The 17473-nt window shown below is 70.0% G+C and carries 14 protein-coding genes; 10 read left to right on the plus strand and 4 right to left on the minus strand.

All coding sequences use genetic code 11. The features are described from left to right. The first annotated feature begins 56 nt into the window (after window positions 1–56). Both HUG12_RS20345 and HUG12_RS20350 read left to right on the plus strand, forming a co-directional pair. On the plus strand, window positions 57–2267 hold the full coding sequence (locus HUG12_RS20345) for a PQQ-dependent sugar dehydrogenase (RefSeq protein ID WP_179270726.1): 2211 nt from the start codon (window positions 57–59) through the stop codon (window positions 2265–2267). A gap of 467 nt (window positions 2268–2734) precedes the next feature. Continuing rightward, on the plus strand, window positions 2735–3508 hold the full coding sequence (locus tag HUG12_RS20350; RefSeq protein WP_179270727.1) for a fumarylacetoacetate hydrolase family protein: 774 nt from the start codon (window positions 2735–2737) through the stop codon (window positions 3506–3508). Window positions 3509–3580: 72 nt separating this feature from the next. Here the strand turns inward: HUG12_RS20350 and HUG12_RS20355 are convergent, their stop codons facing one another. The 4 genes from HUG12_RS20355 to HUG12_RS20370 all read right to left on the minus strand — a co-directional run bounded on the left by HUG12_RS20355 (window position 3581) and on the right by HUG12_RS20370 (window position 7757). After that, complete coding sequence (locus HUG12_RS20355; RefSeq protein ID WP_179270728.1) at window positions 3581–4435, minus strand: fumarylacetoacetate hydrolase family protein; 855 nt, start codon at window positions 4433–4435, stop codon at window positions 3581–3583. A 109-nt stretch (window positions 4436–4544) separates the two neighbouring features. Next, complete coding sequence (locus HUG12_RS20360; protein WP_179270729.1) at window positions 4545–5360, minus strand: aldo/keto reductase; 816 nt, start codon at window positions 5358–5360, stop codon at window positions 4545–4547. Between the two features lie 289 nt (window positions 5361–5649). Then, complete coding sequence (locus HUG12_RS20365) at window positions 5650–6420, minus strand: IclR family transcriptional regulator (protein WP_179270730.1); 771 nt, start codon at window positions 6418–6420, stop codon at window positions 5650–5652. A 131-nt stretch (window positions 6421–6551) separates the two neighbouring features. Continuing rightward, complete coding sequence (locus HUG12_RS20370) at window positions 6552–7757, minus strand: acyl-CoA dehydrogenase family protein (RefSeq protein WP_179270731.1); 1206 nt, start codon at window positions 7755–7757, stop codon at window positions 6552–6554. A 124-nt stretch (window positions 7758–7881) separates the two neighbouring features. Here HUG12_RS20370 and HUG12_RS20375 point away from each other — a divergent pair, with 124 nt between their 5' ends. From HUG12_RS20375 to HUG12_RS20410, 8 genes are all read left to right on the plus strand, one after another. Next, a complete protein-coding gene (locus tag HUG12_RS20375; protein WP_179270732.1) occupies window positions 7882–9321 on the plus strand; it encodes an amidase in 1440 nt (479 codons plus the stop codon). A gap of 103 nt (window positions 9322–9424) precedes the next feature. Continuing rightward, a complete protein-coding gene (locus HUG12_RS20380) occupies window positions 9425–10222 on the plus strand; it encodes a fumarylacetoacetate hydrolase family protein (protein WP_179270733.1) in 798 nt (265 codons plus the stop codon). 113 nt (window positions 10223–10335) lie between these two features. After that, window positions 10336–11073, plus strand: a complete 738-nt coding sequence (locus tag HUG12_RS20385) for a thioredoxin family protein (RefSeq protein WP_179270734.1) — start codon at window positions 10336–10338, stop codon at window positions 11071–11073. A 161-nt stretch (window positions 11074–11234) separates the two neighbouring features. Then, window positions 11235–12140, plus strand: coding sequence for an ABC transporter permease (locus HUG12_RS20390; protein ID WP_179270735.1), 906 nt, complete (start codon window positions 11235–11237; stop codon window positions 12138–12140). A 1-nt stretch (window position 12141) separates the two neighbouring features. Then, window positions 12142–13185, plus strand: coding sequence for an ABC transporter ATP-binding protein (locus HUG12_RS20395; RefSeq protein WP_179270736.1), 1044 nt, complete (start codon window positions 12142–12144; stop codon window positions 13183–13185). Beyond that, window positions 13182–14321 (plus strand): ABC transporter ATP-binding protein, encoded by a 1140-nt coding sequence (locus HUG12_RS20400; protein WP_179270737.1) that lies wholly within the window; start codon window positions 13182–13184, stop codon window positions 14319–14321. The genes HUG12_RS20395 and HUG12_RS20400 overlap by 4 nt, the downstream gene beginning before the upstream one ends. Then, complete coding sequence (locus tag HUG12_RS20405; protein WP_179270738.1) at window positions 14318–15319, plus strand: ABC transporter permease; 1002 nt, start codon at window positions 14318–14320, stop codon at window positions 15317–15319. Before HUG12_RS20400 ends, HUG12_RS20405 begins: the two co-directional genes overlap by 4 nt. Before the next feature lie 176 nt (window positions 15320–15495). Continuing rightward, window positions 15496–17310 (plus strand): ABC transporter substrate-binding protein, encoded by a 1815-nt coding sequence (locus HUG12_RS20410; RefSeq protein WP_179270739.1) that lies wholly within the window; start codon window positions 15496–15498, stop codon window positions 17308–17310. The last annotated feature ends 163 nt before the right edge of the window (window positions 17311–17473 follow it).

Raw genomic sequence — 17473 nt, forward strand, 5'->3', positions numbered from 1 at the left:
CTTGAGAATCCGTGGCGCACGGTTATCGGCCGAACGACCGTCGGATACGCACTACGATGGCTAACCGAAACCGCGGACGACGCTCGAACCTCCCCCGACGGACGGTGCTCAAGGTCGCCGGCGGCGCCGCCGGGGCGGCGGGCCTGGTCGGCCTGACGACGGGACAGGAGTCGCAGTCGTTCCGGCTCGACGGGGAGTCCTCGGGCTGGGTCGGCCGGGAGCCGTCGTCCATCGAGGGCGACGTGAACCCGACGCTGACGCTCGAACCCGGGACGGAGTACGAGGTGGTGTGGGAGAACACCGACGGTGCGCCGCACAACTTCGCGATCCTCGACGCCGAGGGGAGCGAACTCGTCAGGAGCGAGATCGTCGAGGGACAGGGCGAGACGCAGACGGTGACGTTCACGGCCGAGGAGGCGATGGCCGAGTACTACTGCGAGGTCCACCCGGTCGCGATGCGCGGCGAGGTGCAGGTCGGCGGGGGCGGCGGCGGGACCGAGACGCCCGACGAGGGGGCGGAGTCGGTCGTCCCGCAGGGCCCCAGCGTGGGGCTCGAACCGGTCGCACAGGGGCTCACCAGCCCGGTCACGATGGAGTACGCCGAGGAGGACCGCGACCGCCGGTTCGTCGCCGACCAGACCGGCCAGATCTACGTCCACGACTCGGAGGGGCTCGCCGAGGAGCCCTTCCTCGACGTCAGCGACCGGATGATCGAACTCCAGTCGACCTACGAGGGCGGGTTCGAGCCCGGCGACCTGCGGATGGACGAGCGGGGCCTGACCGGTCTGGCGTTCCACCCCGAGTTCGCGGACAACGGGCTGTTCTACGTCCACTACAGCTCCGAACCGCGGGACGGCACGCCGGACGGCTTCGACCACACGGAGGTGATCTCGGAGTTCCAGGCGGCCGACGACATGGAGTCGGGCGACCCGGAGTCCGAGCGCGTGCTGCTCGAGATCCCCCACCCGCAGTTCAACCACAACGCCGGCCCAATCCTCTTCGGTCCGGACGGCTACCTCTACGTCACGATGGGGGACGGGGGCGGCGCCAACGACACCGGGACCGGCCACGTCGAGGACTGGTACGACGGGAACGAGGGCGGCAACGGCCAGGACGTGACCGAGAACCTGCTCGGGAACGTCCTCCGCATCGACGTGGACTCCGAGGGGGAGGACACGCCGTACGGCATCCCGGAGGACAACCCCCTCGTCGGGGAGGACGGCCGGGACGAGATCTTCGCCTGGGGGCTCCGCAACCCCTGGCGGGCGACGTTCAACGACGGCACGCTCCTCGTCGCCGACGTCGGGCAGGCGCTGTACGAGGAGGTGAACGTCGTCGAGAACGGCGGCAACTACGGCTGGAACGTGAAGGAGGGGACCGTCTGCTTCGACGCCTCGAACCCGGGCCAGCCGATGGACGACTGCCCGTCGACGTCCGACCGCGGCGCCGAGTTCCGTGACCCGGTCGTGCAGTACCCCCACTCGCGCGACGGGACGAGCGTCGGCGTCGCCGTCGTCGGAGGCTACGTCTACGACGGGGAGGCGATCCCGGACCTGCAGGGCCGGTACGTGTTCGGCGACTGGACGAGGGACCCGACGTTCCGCGAGGCCCGCGGGGTCATGTTCGCCGCGACGCCGCCCGAGGGGTGGGCCGACGGCGACGGGACGGGAACCGGCACCCCGACCGGGACGGAGACCGGGACCGCGACGGAGTCCGGCACGCCGACCGAATCCGGCACGCCGACCGAGTCGACCACGGGGACGCCGACGGGGACGCCGTCCGGCGGAGGGGCCGAGACGTCGATCGACGCGTCCGATGGCGGCGACCTCTGGCCGATGGAGGAGCTGGTCGTCTCCGGCGGCGACGGCCTCGGCCGGTACGTCATCGCGTTCGCACGCGACCGGGAGGGGGAGCTGTACGTCCTGACGAGCGGCCGGGCCGTCCCGGAGGGCGACACCGGCGAGGTCCTCAAACTCGTCCCCGGGGACGAGGGGGCCGGCGGGACCACCGGCACCGCGACCGGAACGGGCACGGCCGGGGGTACCGACGACGAACCGACCACCGAGGGGGAGGGCGGGACGCCGGCGGGCGAGGGCGAGACGACGACGGACGGGGACGAAACACCCGACGACGAGGGAGGGGCCCCGGCCGAGGGGGAGGAGACGACCGAGACGGACGGCCCGGGGTTCGGCGTGCTCGCCGCTCTCGGCGCGGCGGGCGCCGCCGGCTACCTCGCGACCCGACGGAGCGACGACGGCGAGGACTGAGGCGGCGGCCGATCGCGGCCGACCGTCCGGCGAACGAACCGGTTCGCCGGCGGCGACGCTCCGCCGGGGCGACTAGCAACGGGAAAGTTATAACATCCCGGTACCATATGTTATCGAACACGACCGTCGACCCGAGATGGTCGCTTTCTCCCCCGCCACGTGCCCGAGGGAACGCGAGGACGGAGCTTCCGAGATGACGACTAACTTTCCGATCGTACGTTCGATGAAGCCGGCTAAACTCGTTCGTACGACCATACTAGCGGAAATTCAGAGCCGGATCTAACTCGCTCGGATATATTTACCCAGGCACAGGATATTCGGAACGACCACTTCCGAACACTGAGTGCATTTCTTATGCTTCGTGGCCGATATGTCCCCCTCGTCCGATGGTTTCCCGACCGGCGACGGGCCCGGCGGGTCGTGCTCCAGACACGCTTATGGTGCCACGTGCCAACCGGTGACTCGGAATGCGAAAGGTACGATTCCGGGACCCGGCGGGGAGCGTACGCGTGGGCGAGTGGGCCGACGGCGCCGTGGAGTTCGGCGGCCAGCGGTTCGACCTCGCGGACGTCTCGCTGCTCCCGCCGACGGACCCCTCGAAGATCGTCTGTATCGGCCTGAACTACGCGAACCACGCCGCCGAGACCGACTCGGACGTGCCCGAGCGCCCGCTGCTGTTCCTCAAGACGCCGAACACCCTCGCGGGCCACGGCGACACCGTCACGCTCCCCGAATCGAGGGAGCGCATCGACTTCGAGGGCGAGCTCGGCGTCGTCATCGGCGAGCAGTGTCGCAACGTCGCCGAGGATGACGCCGAGGAGGTCATCGCGGGCTACACCTGCGTCAACGACCTCTCGAACCGCGACGACCAGCGCGTCGAGCAGAACTGGGTACGGGGCAAGTCGTTCGACAACTCCGCGCCCGTCGGCCCCGTCCTCGCCACCCCGGAGCACCTCCCGGACGGCGCGAGCATCGAGACCCGGCAGAACGGCGAGGTGCGACAGTCCTCCTCCATCGACGATCTCATCTTCGAGATCCCGGAACTGATCGCGGAGATCACCGAACTGATGACGCTGGAGGCGGGCGACGTGATCGCCACCGGGACGCCCGAGGGCGTCGGCCCCATCAGCGGCGGCGACGAGGTCGAGGTGGAGGTCGAGGGCGTGGGGACGCTGCGGAACGACTACGTCGCCGGCGAGTTCACCGGGGACGGGACGCACGACTTCGTCCCGAACCAGTAGCCGGCGGGTGACCCCGTCGGCCGTCCGCGGCGGGCGGATCGGCCGGCGTCCGTCGACGCTCCCGTCGGACGGCTACTCCACCCGCTCGACCACGTTCGTGAGGGTCCCGACCCCCTCCACGGTGACCGACACCTCGTCGCCGTCGGAGAGCGACACGTCCTGGAAGTGCCCGACGCCCTTCGGCGTCCCGGTGGCGATCACGTCGCCGGGCTGGAGTTCCACGCGGGTGGAGACGTACGACACCAGGTCGGCCACGTCGTAGATCATCAGGTGGGTGCCCTCGTCCTGGACGACGTCGCCGTCGTGGCGCGTCTCGATGTGGAGGTCGTTCGGGTCGCCCACCTCGTCGGCGGTGACGACGGCGGGGCCGACCGGGGTCGAACTCTGCAGCGCCTTCGAGGAGAACCAGTCGAGCCACTCGGCGTCCTTCGCCCGCACGTTCTGGAGGTCCCGGGCCGTGACGTCGTTCAGCACCGTGTAGCCCGCCACGTGGTCGAGCGCGTCCTCCCTCGCGACGTGCCTCCCCGGCCTGCCGACGACCGCGGCGAGTTCGCCTTCGTAGTCGAGGTCGGTCGTCACCCGGGTGTCGTACTCGATGGGGACGCCGTGGCCGACGAGGGCGCGCCGGGACTTGGTGAAGACGAGCGGCCGCTCGAACTCCTCCCGCGTCCGGTCGACCTCCTCGATGTGGGAGCGGTAGTTCAGCGCGACGGCGAACGTCGTGTTCCGGCGCGTCGTCGGGGGGAGCCGCGTCACCTCGTCGGCGTCGTGCCCTTCTCCCCCGTCGCCGACGCCGTCGCCGCCCGTGACCGCCGCCAGCGCGTCGTCGAACCGGCCGACCGAGTCGGTGACGTCCCGGACCGTCCCGTCCGACTCGACGCCGACGCGTCGGTCGTCGCCGTCCGTGCTAAAGTGTACCAGCCGCATGATCCCCTGAACCGGGGCGTCGTTCCGGCATAAAGGTTCCCGTCGCGGCGGCGACGCCGGGCGCCCGGGCGAGGAGGGGCGGTCCCCGGCGCTCGCGGGCCGATCCGCCTCACCAGTCGGGGGCGTAGTCCGGCGAGTACTGGCGTTCCGTCCCGTCGATGGCGTCGATCCGCTCGACTTCGGCGTCCGTGAGGTCCAGTTCCCGGGCGCGCCAGTTGTCCTCGATGTGGTCCCGTCCGGTCGCCTTCGGGATGGGGACGACGCCCTTCGCCAGGCACCACGCCACGCTCACGCGGGCGGGGCTGACTCCCCGCTCGTCGGCGATCTCCCGGACCTCGGACACCTCCAGCACCCGGCCGTTGCCGAGCGGCGCGTACGCGACGAGGTCGATGCCGGCGTCCTCGCAGTGCTCCCGGAGCTCCCGCTGTGGGAGCAGCGGGTGCATCTCCACCTGGAGCGCCGTGATCGGGACGCCCGAGGCCTCGCGCGCCTCCTCGATCCCGTCGACGGTCACGTTACAGACGCCGAGGCGGTCGAACAGCCCCTCGTCGTGGAGCCTCGCGCAGACCTCGAACGTCGTCCCGGGGTCGTAGTCGCCCGCGGGCCAGTGGACGCCGTACAGCAGGTCGACCGAGTCGACGTCGAGTCGCTCGAGACACGAGCGGACGTTCGCCTCGATGCCCGCCGCCGAGTAGTCGTCGGTGAACCGGGGGTGGAGCACCTTCGTCGCCAGGAACACGTCGTCCACGTCGACGTCCGCCGCCGCGATTCCCTCGCCCACGGCCGCCTCGTTGCCGTACGCTTCCGCGGTGTCGACGTGGCGGTAGCCCACCTCCAGGGCGGTCCGTACGCTCCCGACGCACTCGTCGTGGTCCGTGTTCCGGTACGTTCCGAGCCCCGGTGCAGGGGTGCCCTGGGTCGTCATGGGTCGATGTACATCTCCGATGCCACCGGCATAACGGTTCCCCCGCGACCGAGGGGCGTTACGGCCGAACTCGTTCGGAGACGCCGCCGCCCGGACGTTCGGCATCGCTGAACGGGTCGGGCGGCCTGACCGGCGCCGATCGCCCGTTTCCGCCCCGCGCTCCCGCTTCGTCCTCCCCGCGTCGAACCGGGGATCCGACGAAACGGTGGCGAACCCGTTCCGCGGTCACGCGTCGGATTACACACGTAGGTCTGTCACGCTGTTTGCCGTTCGCGATGGCGGAACGGGGTCAGGCGTACCGGACGTTCAGTTCCAGTTCGTTGGCCACGGCGAGGAGCAGGTCCGGGAGCTCGGACCGGACGCGCTCGCCCTTCATGCGCTGGCCGGGGGCCGAGACGCTCAGCGCCCCGAGGACGCTCCCGTCCGGGGCCCTGACGGGGGCGCCGACCGCCCAGAGGCTGTTGGTGCTCTCGCCCCGGTTGTCCGCGTACCCCCGGTCGCGGATCAGCGCCAGTTCCTCACGGAGTTCGGCCTCGTCGGTGATCGTCCGGTCGGTGTACCGCTCCAGTCCGTGCCGCTCGACGATCGAGTCGACGCGCGACTCGGGGAGCGCCGAGAGGATGGCCTTGCCTGCGGAGGTCGCGTGCAGCGGGATCCGCTTGCCGATCTCGGAGTCGGTCTGGACGGCGTCGCTCCCGAACTCGCGGAACATGTAGACGCCGCGCCCGTGTTCCTCGACGATGAACTGGGAGCGTTCGCCCGTCTGCTCCGCGAGCTTCGTCACCTTGTCGTGTGCCAGTTGGTAGGCCGGGAGCCGCGTTCTGACCCGCTGTCCGAGGTGCAGGAACCGGAGGCTGAGCCGGTACTCGTCGCCGTCCTGTACGACGTAGCCACGCCGACGGAGCGTCTGCAGGTGGTTGTGGACGGTGCTCTTCGCCAGCCCGAGTTCGCCGGCCAGTTCGGTGACCCGCGCCTCGCCGTCCTCCCCGATGCGTTCGACGACGTCGAACGTCGTGTCCGTCGCCCCTACCCCGCCGACTCCCCCCTCTCGCGATTTCATGGTGGATGATACCAATCAACAATACTTATACTCGTCGTTCACGAGGACCGAACGCGCCCCGGGGTAGGCCCGGCGCCGAGCGATCGAAGCGGCCGGTCCCGCCGTCCGACCGGGTGGCGACGCCGCCGCGGTCAGTACGACCGGGGCAGGTCGAGCACCGTCTCGGCGACGTAGTTGAGCGCGAGCTGCTGGGTGACGGGGACGAGCCGCGTCAGCCGCGCCTCCCGGAGGTACCGCTCGACGTCGAACTCCCGGGCGACGCCGCGGCCGCCGTGGGCCTGGACGGCGGCGTCGGCGGCGTCGAAGCAGGCCTCCGCGGCGAGGTACTTCGCGGTGTTCGCGCGGGCGCCCAGTTCCCGCCGGGGGAGTTCGTCCGCCATCCGTGCGGACGCGTACGTGAACTCCCTGGCCGCCTGCACGCGGGCGTGGGCCGCGGCCAGCGGGTGCTGGACCGCCTGGTTGGTCCCGATGGGCCGGCCGAACACCTCGCGCTCGCGGGCGTACGCGGCTCCCCGCTCGACGGCGAGTTCGCCCAGGCCGACGCACTCGGCGGCGACGACGAGTCGCTCCTCGTTGAGCCCGTCGAGCACGTGGTAGAACCCCTCGTCCGCGGTGCCGACGAGGTCGTCGACGGGGATCCGGAGGCCGTCGAACGCCAGTTCGAAGGAGGTGACGAACTCCCCCGCGGTCTTCGCGATCGGCTCCATCGTCAGCGCGCCCTGCCCCTCGGCGTCCTCGAGGTCGACGAGCAGCAGCGACAGCCCGCGGGTCGGCTTCTCGACGTCCTCCCTGGGGGTGGTCCGGGCGACGAGGAGGAGGTAGTCGGAGACGTCGACGCGGGAGGTCCACAGCTTCCGGCCGTCGACGACGTACTCGTCGCCCTCCCGGGTGGCGGTCGTCCGGATCGCCGTCGACTCCGAGCCGGCGGCCGGTTCGGTCAGCCCCAGCGCCTGGATCGAGACCTCGCCGGCGGCGACCTTCGGGAGCAACTCGGCCTTCGTCTCCGGGTCGGCGTACTTCACGAGCGGGACGGAGTTGTACAGGCCGCCGTGGACCGCCTGCGCGGCGCCGAAGCCGCCGCCGTTCGCCGCGATCTCCTCCATCATGATCACCGCCTCCACCGTCGAGCGGCCTGCGCCGCCGTACTCCTCCGGGACGAGCAGGCCGAGCAGCCCTGCGTCGGCGAGCGCGTCGACGAACTCGTGGGGGTACTCGCCGGCGGCGGCGCGCTCGCGCCAGTAGGCGTCGTCGAACCCCGAACAGAGCTCCCGGACGTCCCGGCGGAACGCCCGCTGTCGCTCGGTTACCTCGACGCTACCCCGTACGGGATGGACCATCTGGCGTGTGTGGGGGCGCCCAGCCCATATAGTTCCACCTGTCACTCGCAACCACCGAACGCCCGGGCGACGCCCCGGGTCGGGCGCAGGAACCTTTTTGACCCGGTCGCCCGCCCCTACGGTCGTGACGGACGTACACGTACTCTCCGCCGCCAGACTCGTCCGCGAGATCCGCGACGGCGACCGCTCGCCGGTCGTGGTCGTCGACGCGCTGCTCGACCGCATCGAGGCCCGCAACGACCGGACGAACGCGTTCGTGACCGTCACCGCCGACCGGGCCCGTGCGGCCGCCCGCGAGGCCGGGCGCGCCGTCGAGGAGGGACGGTCGCTCGGCCCGCTCCACGGCGTCCCGGTCGCGGTGAAGGACCTCGACGACGTCGCCGGCGTGCGAACGACGTTCGGCTCCCGGCTGTTCGAGGACGACGTCGCCGACGAGGACGACGAGTTCGTGCGACGGCTGGAGGCGGCCGGCGCCATCGTCGTCGGCAAGACGAACACGCCCGAGTTCGGCCTCGGCTGTACGACGGACAACCTCGTCGTCGGGCCGACCGGCACCCCGTTCGACCCCTCGCGGATCGCCGGCGGCTCCTCGGGCGGCGCGGCCGCGGCGCTGGCCGACCGACTCGTCCCGCTCGCGCAGGGGTCGGACACCGGCGGCTCGATCCGAACGCCCGCGTCCTGCTGTGGCGTGTTCGGCCTCAAGCCCTCGTTCGGGCGCGTCCCCCGCATGAACCGGCCGAACGCCTTCGCCGACCACACGCCCTTCTCGCACACCGGTCCGATGGCCAGGACGGTCGCGGACGCGGCGCTGATGCTCGACGTGATGGCCGGCCCGGACCCCGGGGACCCGTTCAGCCTCCCGTCCGACGACGCCGACTACGTCGCTGCCACGGAGCGACCGGTGGACGGAATGCGTGTGGCCTACAGCCCCGACCTGGGCATCTACCCGGTGGAACCGGCCGTCCGGGAGGTCGTGGACGAGGCGGTCGGGGCGCTGGCGGACGCGGGCGCGACCGTCGAGCGTGCGGATCCGGACGTCGACTGCGAGCGGGGGGACGTCCTCGACGCCTTCTACGCGTTCGCCAAGGTGCGCTGGGAGTCGCTGTTCGACCACCTGGAGGAGCAGGGGCTGGACCCGCGGGGGGCGGACCGGGAGAAACTCCGGCCGGTCACCGTCGAGACCATCCTCGAGAGCGACCCGGTGACGACCCGCGAGTACAAGCGCGCGGACGTGACCCGGACGACGGTGTACGAGGGCGTCGTCGACCTCCTCCGGGAGTACGACCTGCTCGTGACCCCGACGCTCGGCGTCGAGCCGTTCCCGCACGGCGAGCACCCGACCGAGGTGGACGGCGTCGCGGTCGAACCGCTCCGGGGCTGGCTGCTCACCCAGCCGTTCAACTTCTCCGGCCATCCGGTCGGGGCGGTCCCGGCGGGGCTCTCCGCGGACGGCCTCCCGGTCGGGATGCAGGTCGTGGGCCGCCGGCACGCGGACGCGGACGTGCTGGCGGCGAGCGCGGCGGTGGAGCGGGAGCGCCCCTGGGCGGACGACTACCCGGCCTGAGTCGTCGACTCCCGGACGTTCCTCGCCGCAGTTCCGGCCCTCGACTGCGCCGACGCAAAGCTATATGCCGGCTCGCACCTCCGGTCCGGGCGAGGTACCCGAGATGCGACGAGTCCGATTCAGGGACGACGGTGGATCAGTACGACGGGGCGAGTGGACCGACGACGACGTGATCGAGTTCGGGGGCGAGGCGTACGACCCCGGATCGGTCGACGTCCTCCCCCCGGTCGAACCGACGAAGATCGTCTGCGTGGCCGCGAACTACGTCGAGCACATCAAGGAGGCCGGCCGGAGCATCCCCGAGGACCTCCCGCCGCGCCCCGGCTTCTTTCTCAAGGGCCCGAACGCGGTCGCGGGCCACGGCGACACGGTGAAGCTCCCGACCCCCGCGGTGACGCCCGAGGAACTGGCCGGCCGCGAGAAGGGCGACATCGAACTCGGGCGGGGACGAATCGACTACGAGGGCGAGTTCGGCGTCGTCATCGGCGAGCAGTGCCGGAACGTCCCCGAGGAGGACTACATGGACGTGGTCGCCGGGTACACCTGCGTGAACGACGTGTCGAACCGCGACGACCAGGACGCGGAGCGGAACTGGGTGCGCGGGAAGGCGTTCGACACCTCCGCGCCCCTCGGCCCGGTGCTCGCGACGCCCGACGAGGTGCCCGAGCAGCCGCGGGTTCGGCTCTGGCTGAACGGGGAGAAGCGGCAGGACTCGGACGACGACGAACTCGTCTTCCCCGTCGGCCGGGCCGTCAGCGACGTCTCCCGGTTCCTCACGCTGGAACCCGGCGACGTCGTCGCCATGGGCACCACCGTCGGGGTCGGGCCGCTGAGCGACGGCGACCGCGTCGAGATCGAGGTGGAGGGCGTCGGACGGCTCGAACACGACGTCGAGGCCTGACGGCGGCGCGGGGAACCCGGATTCGGCCGCGGCAACCCCCGTTCGTCCCGCCCGTTCCGTCCGGGCGTTGCCGACGTGCAAACGCTTTATCCGACCGTGTGCTAGGGTGACCCATGAACGATGGCGCGGACGGCGAGGCGCTGTTCACGAGCGGGGTACTGGCCGCGGCGGACGGCGTGGCGACGACGTCGGCTGACTTCGAGTCGGCCGTCGACGGCTACCTCGATGAGGTGGCGGGGCTAGACCGCGGGGGTCTCGCCGACCTCGTCGGCGGCCGGGTCGACCGGCCGGCGGTCGTCGACCCGCTCGCGGCGCTCGGCGCCGAGGATCCCCGGACCGTCGCGGAACTGTGCGCGCTCGCCGACTTCCTGACCACGGAACCGACCCCGGAGGGGGACGACGCCGGTCGGTCGTCCGCCGACGCCGGGGGCCCGCCCCGCGACTGGCTGTCGCTGCTCCCCGTGTTGCGGCTGTTCCGCCCCGTCGAGACGCCGACCGAGGGGGTCCCCGACCCGTTCGTCCCGGTGCCTGCCGCCCACGTCCCCCACCTCACCCGGGTCTTCTCGCCCGCCGTCGTCTACGTCTGGCTGGACGACTGCGACCCCTGCGAGACGGTGAAGGCCGACCTCGAGTCGGTCTTCGAGTCGCCGCGCGAGGTGATGCCGTTCGCCGTGTACGGCCCCGACCACCGGGAGTTCCTCGCCGAGGAGTACGAGGTGACCGCCGGGCCGGTCGTGCTGTTCGTGCGCGACGGCGCCGTCGACTCCCGGCTCTACGGCGCCCAGGGCCCACGGAGCATCGAGACCGAGCTGGACGTTCTCCGGGAGTCGACCCCTCGACCGGCGCGATAGCGGACTCCGGCGGGGACGATCCCACCCCTCTCATCGAAACCCTTAATATAGCAGCTGGGCTGGTGATTGTTGACATACGACTCTATGACCATCGCAGACGCCAGTATCTACGGTTTCCCCGACGGACGTGAACGAAACGGTGCCGGCCGCCACCGAACCAGATGAGCGTCGCGAACAGACTCCGGAACGTCGGCGACGGCGACTTCGGCGTCGTGGTCAGGCGGACCATGCGGAACCTGCTCCGCGAGCGGATCACGAAGGTCGCGTTCGTCTGCCTGCTCCTCGTCCTCCTCACCGGGCTCGTGGGGCCGGCGATCGCGCCGTACGACTACACGGAACAACAGCGGACCGACGACGGACAGCTGAACAGGTACGCCCAGCCGTCGCTCGACCACCCGCTCGGAACCAACGACCGCGGCGAGGACGTGCTCTCGCGGCTGCTCGTCGGGGCGCGGATGACGCTCATCACGGGGCTGCTGGCGGGGAGTCTCATGCTCACGATCGGCCTGTTCGTCGGCGTGACGGCCGGCTACGTCGGCGGGCGGACCGAGAGCCTGCTGATGCGCTTCGTCGACTTCATCTACGGCATCCCGTTCATCCCGTTCGCCATCGTGCTCATCACGTTCTTCGGGGCGGGCTTCTACACGACGATCGCCATCATCGGGCTGGTGCTGTGGCGGTTCATCGCGCGGGTCATCCGGTCGCAGGTGCTCCAGATCAAGCAGCGGCCGTACATCATGGCGGCGAAGGCGTCGGGCGCCAGCACGCCATGGATCATCCGCAAGCACATCCTACCAAACATCGCCAACATGGCCGCGCTGTTCTTCGCCATGGGCGTGGGGCTGGCCATCCTCGAACAGGCCGGCCTCTCGTTCATCGGCGTCACCGACCCGTTCACGCCGACGTGGGGGATCATGATCCGCAACGCCCACCAGTCCGGCCGGGTCGCCGAGGCGTGGTGGTGGTCGTTCCCGCCGGGGATCATGATCTCGCTGACCGTGCTGTCGCTGTACCTGCTCGGCCGGGGCTACGAGGGCGCCGGCGGGGAGGACGAGGTGGTGGTCTGAGATGACCGAACCGATACTGGAGTTCGACGGGGTCGACGTCGAGTACGAGACGCGCGGCGGCACCGCCGTCCACGCGGTCAACGACGCGACGTTCGCGATCGAGGAGGGCGACTACTTCGGGCTGGTCGGCGAGAGCGGCTGCGGGAAGAGCACCATCGCCGACGCCGTCGTCGGCGGCCTCGACGAGAACGGCGCCGTGACCGGCGGGACGATCCGGTTCAAGGGGACGGAGATCCAGGACTACTCCGAGAAGCAGTTCAACAGGGAGATCCGCTGGAAGGAGATCTCGGTCATCCCCCAGTCGTCGATGAACAGCCTCGACCCGGTGATGAAGCTGAGCCAGCAGGCCGCCGAGATGGCGAAGTACCACACCGACCTCTCGAAGGCCGAGGCGGTGGACCGCCTCCGGGAGCTGTTCGACGTGGTGGGCCTGTCCGAGTCGCGCATCCACGACTACCCCCACCAGTTCTCCGGCGGGATGCAACAGCGGGCCATCATCGCGTTCTCGCTGTTCCTCCGGCCCAGCCTCATCATCGCGGACGAGCCGACGACGGCGCTGGACGTCATCATGCAGGACCAGATCCTCGACCACATCAACGAGCTGAAGGACGACTGGGACATCAGCATGCTGCTGATCACCCACGACATCTCGGTCGTCTTCGAGAACTGCGACTCGATGGCGGTGATGCACGGCGGGCAGGTCGCCGAGGCGGGCGACGTCGTGGAGCTGTTCGACCGACCGCGCCACCCGTACGCAATCCTGCTCCAGAAGGCGTTCCCCGACGTTCGCTACCCCGACCGCGAACTGGCCGTCATCGACGGCCACCCGCCACAGCTCCGGGAGAAGCCGGACTTCTGCACGTTCGCGGACCGGTGCCCGTGGTCGACCGCGGAGTGCTACGACGGCGCCCCCGACCCCCGACCGGTCGAGGGCGACGACGACCACCTGGCGTGGTGTGTCAGGGCCGACGAGATGGAGGAACTGGCCGCCGAACACCTGCGGAAGCCGCCCGAGGAGACGAGCATCCTGAAGGGGGGACGATGAGCGACGACGCGCCGGTCCTGGAACTCCGCGGGCTCGAGAAGCACTTCGACACCTCGACCGGCCTGGTCGACGTCGTCAGAACCCGGCTCGCCGGGGGGGACCCGTCGTACGTGAAGGCCGTCGACGGCGTGGACATGCAGTTACGGGAGAACCAGGTCCAGGGCGTCATCGGCGAGTCGGGCTGCGGGAAGACGACGCTGCTCCGGACGCTCATCGGGCTCTACGAGCCCACGGACGGCGAACTGCTGTTCCACGGCCGGCCGACCTCGGAGTTCACGAAAGAGGAGTGGACGGAGTTCCGCCGCCAGGTCGGCATCGTCTTCCAGGACCCGTTCAACTCGCTGGACCCGAAGTTCAGCGTCCGCCGGACGCTCGCGGAACCGCTCGAGATCCACGGGATCGACTACGACCTGGCTCGGATCGAGGAGATGCTGGAGTCGGTCGGGCTGACTCCGGCCGGGAAGTACGTCGGCCGGTTCCCGAACCAGCTCTCCGGGGGCGAGAAACAGCGCGTGGCCATCGCCCGCGGGCTCATCACCGAGCCGGACGTCGTCCTGGCCGACGAGCCGGCGTCGATGCTGGACGTCTCGACCCAGGCGGAGATCCTGAACCTGCTGAACCGGCTCACCGACGAGTTCGGCGTCTCGATGGTGTACATCTCCCATGACCTCTCGACGGTGTCGTACATCTGCGACCGGATCAACGTGATGTACCTCGGCCGGGTCGTCGAGGAGGCGCCGACGCGACGCCTGCTGGCCGAGCCGAAACATCCCTACACGCGAGCGCTCATCCAGTCCATCCCCATCCCGGACCCGCACTACGAGCGCGAGCGGGCGGTCATCGGGGGCGAACCCGGCGACCCGATCAACATGCCGACGGGCTGTCGGTTCAAGAACCGTTGCCCCGAGCGGATGGACGTGTGCGACCACACGCCGTACGACGTCTCGACGGAGGGAGACGAGGACCGGACGGTGGCGTGTCACCTGTACTACGACCACCCGACCGACGGGACCGACGCGTCGGCGTCGGCGGACGGGACGGCTGCGGACGGCGGAACGACGCCCGCCGGGGGCGGACCCCCGGCGGGCGACCACTCACCGGCCGTGTCCGGAACCACCGGAGGTGGGTCAGAATGAGCCGACTCCGTTACTTCGCCCGGCGCACGGTCATCACGGCCGTGCTCATCTTCCTCGTGGCGTCGGCGCTGTTCGTGTTCTTCCGGCTGATGCCGGGCGACTACTCGTCGCTGCTCGTCCAGCAGGGGATGACCGCCGAACAGGTCGCTCGCCAGGAGGCGAAGTGGGGGCTGAACGAACCGTTCCACCAGCAGTACATCAACTACGTAACCAACTTGTTGACGGCCGACGCCGGCGTGTCGTTCCGGCACGGCACCCCCGTCTGGGCGCTCGTGAAGCCGCGCATCATCAACTCCGCCATCCTCGTGTTCCCGGCGATCACGGCGACGTACGTGATCGGGAGCCTGCTCGGCGCCGTCATCGGCCGCTACCGCGGGGGGCTCTTCGAGAAGTCCAGCATCGTCACCGTCTCGGCGTTCCACTCGATCCCGGACTTCTTCCTCGGCATCCTGCTGATCGCGGCGTTCTCCTCGACGCTGGGCATCTTCCCCACCTCGGGGATGCTCTCGACCCAGACGTCGATCATGATCCAGGACGAACCGTTCTGGCACCGGTTCCTCCTGAAGGAGTTCTGGATGCACTACGCGCTGCCGTTCGCGACCATCACGCTGTACTTCATGCAGTACCCGGCGCTCATCATGCGCAACAGCGTCGTCGAGGTGAGCGACCAGGAGTTCCTCCACTACCACCGCCTGAAGGGGCTCCCGCGCGGGAAGCTGCTCCGAAAGCTGATGCGGCACGCGTCGCTTCCCGTCGTGACGCTGTACCCCATCTCGCTGGCGACCTCGATCAGCGGGCTCGTCCTCATCGAGATCGTGTTCAACTGGCCCGGCATCGGGCGCCTGCTCGTGGACTCCGTGCTGGCCCGCGACTTCCCGGTCATCCAGTTCGTGTTCCTCGTGGCGGCCGTCTGGGTCATCCTCGGGAACTTCGCCGTGGACCTGCTCTACGGCGTCATCGACCCCCGCGTCTCCGTCGCCGGCGACGAGGGGGAGTAACGGGCCTCCACGTCGGACCGGCCCACGCCGGACCGCACCTCGTCGCCCCGGGACGTCGCCGACCGCCTCGAACCGCGTTCGATGGGCTGCGTACCGACGGGCTCATCGCTGGATAGACGGCCTCAGCCCCTTCCTTTCACCGAAAGCCTTTTCGTTACCGGTGGGAACAGTGGGGTATGCCATCAAGTGGCAGAGAGAGCGGCGACCGTCGGGTCGACCGGCGGCGAGTGTTACAGACGATCGGCGTGGCGTCCGCCGCGGCCCTCGCGGGGTGTGGCGGCGGCGGCGGGAACGGCGACGGAAACGGGGGCGACGACACCGACACCCCCGGCGGCGCGGCGGACCTCGGCGAGCGCGTGCCCACGCTCACGTTCCAGTACTGGTCCGACCAGGGGCCGCCGACGGTGCTGTTCGAGGAGACGATCTCGAACGTCCAGGCCCGCACCGGCGAGATGGGGTTCGACATCGAGACGATGCCGATGACGACGGCGGAGGGGCTCGATTCGGTGGCCAACGACAACCGTGATTTCCACATCGCAGTGAACAGCCACGGGCCGTCGCCGGGTCGACTCGACCCGAACGAGCTGTTGACCAACTACAGCATCGACTTCGCGGGCGCCGACGGCAACTACAACCCCGCGAACTACGCGAGCTGTGAGTTCTCCGACCCCGCCGCGCGGCAGGCGACGGTGGGCGACCCCGACGAGCGGCGTCAGGTGGTCGGCGAGGCCATGAGCGTCTTCTCGGAGGACCTCGCGTTCATCCCGACGATCGAGCGGCCGACGACAGCGGCCATCAACACCGACCAGATCCAGTCGATCGAGGCCGGCGCGGCGGGGCTGACGGACACACACTGGGCGGCGCTCGTCGAAGCCGGCGTGAGCGCGCAGAGCGGCACCGACGCGGTCGTCGCGAACCTGCCGTCCGAGCACCTGACGAGCAGCTTCTACCCGACCGTCGCCGACGGCGACTCGATGGGGCTGTACACGAGCCTGACCCACTCGCCCCTGCTCATGTACGACTCCAACTACGAGCTAACCCCCGTCCTCGCGGAGGACTGGGAGACGTCCGACGACGGGACGTCCACGACGTTCAACCTCCGTCAGGCGACCTTCCACAACGGCGACCCGGTGACGCCTGAGGACGTCAAGTGGACGTACGAGTTCCTGAGCGAGCAGTACCACGCGGGTAACTACCAGTGGACCAACCTCCCGGAGGACCTCACCGTCGAGATCGTCGACGATAGCACGGTCAGCTTCAACACGGAGAACCCGGCGCCGACGCTGTTGACCGCGAGCCTCTCGATCTACGGCGTCCTGCCGCGGGACCCGTACGTGAACGCCGGCATCGAGGACAGCCCGACCGACTTCGAGGACCCGATGATCGGCGCGGGGCCCTACCGGATCACCGCGTACAACAACCAGCAGAACATGCAGCTCGAACCGCACGACGGCCACCCGGTCTACAGCCCGGACACCCAGATCCTGCTGCAGCTGTACGACAGCACGGACGGCGTGACGCGGGCGTTCCAGAACGGGGAACTCAACGTCGCGGTGGCGATCCACCCCGAGGCCGGCCAGCAGCTCCAGGACAACATGGGCGGGAACGTCCAGATCATCTCGGGCGTGGCCCACCTCCCGTTCGGGATCATGCCCCAGCAGTCGTTCGCGCCGGGGATGTTCCCCGAGTTCCGACAGGCGCTCTCGCACATGGTCGACCGGCAGAACCTCAACGAGACGTACGCGTTCGGGGAGTCGCAGGTCGTCACCCACGCGACGTTCAACTCTCAGGAACACCCCTGGTACAACGAGGAGGTCCTCACACAGATCGCCGGCGAGAGCGCCGACGTCGAGCAGGCGAAGCAGGTGCTCGAGGACGCAGGCTGGGGCTGGGACGACGCCGGCAACCTCCACTACCCCCAGGACGCCAGCATGGAGGCCTGGCCGCAGGGGGAGGAGCCGAGCCCCGACGACTTCCCCTGCCTCGGCTGAGCGGGCCTTCGGGACGGGAACGGCACCCGGTCGTCGCGACGGGATCGGCCCGACTCCCGCCGCTAGCCGCCCGCCTGCTACCGGTCACACGGGAAGGCGGCTGTCGGGAACCGCTCGACTGCGGGCCCACACGACCCTCGCTCGCGCGGTGAACCGCCTCGGG

The sequence above is a fragment of the Halorarum salinum genome (assembly GCF_013402875.1).
In the GTDB taxonomy this organism is placed as follows: Archaea; Halobacteriota; Halobacteria; order Halobacteriales; family Haloferacaceae; genus Halorarum; species Halorarum salinum.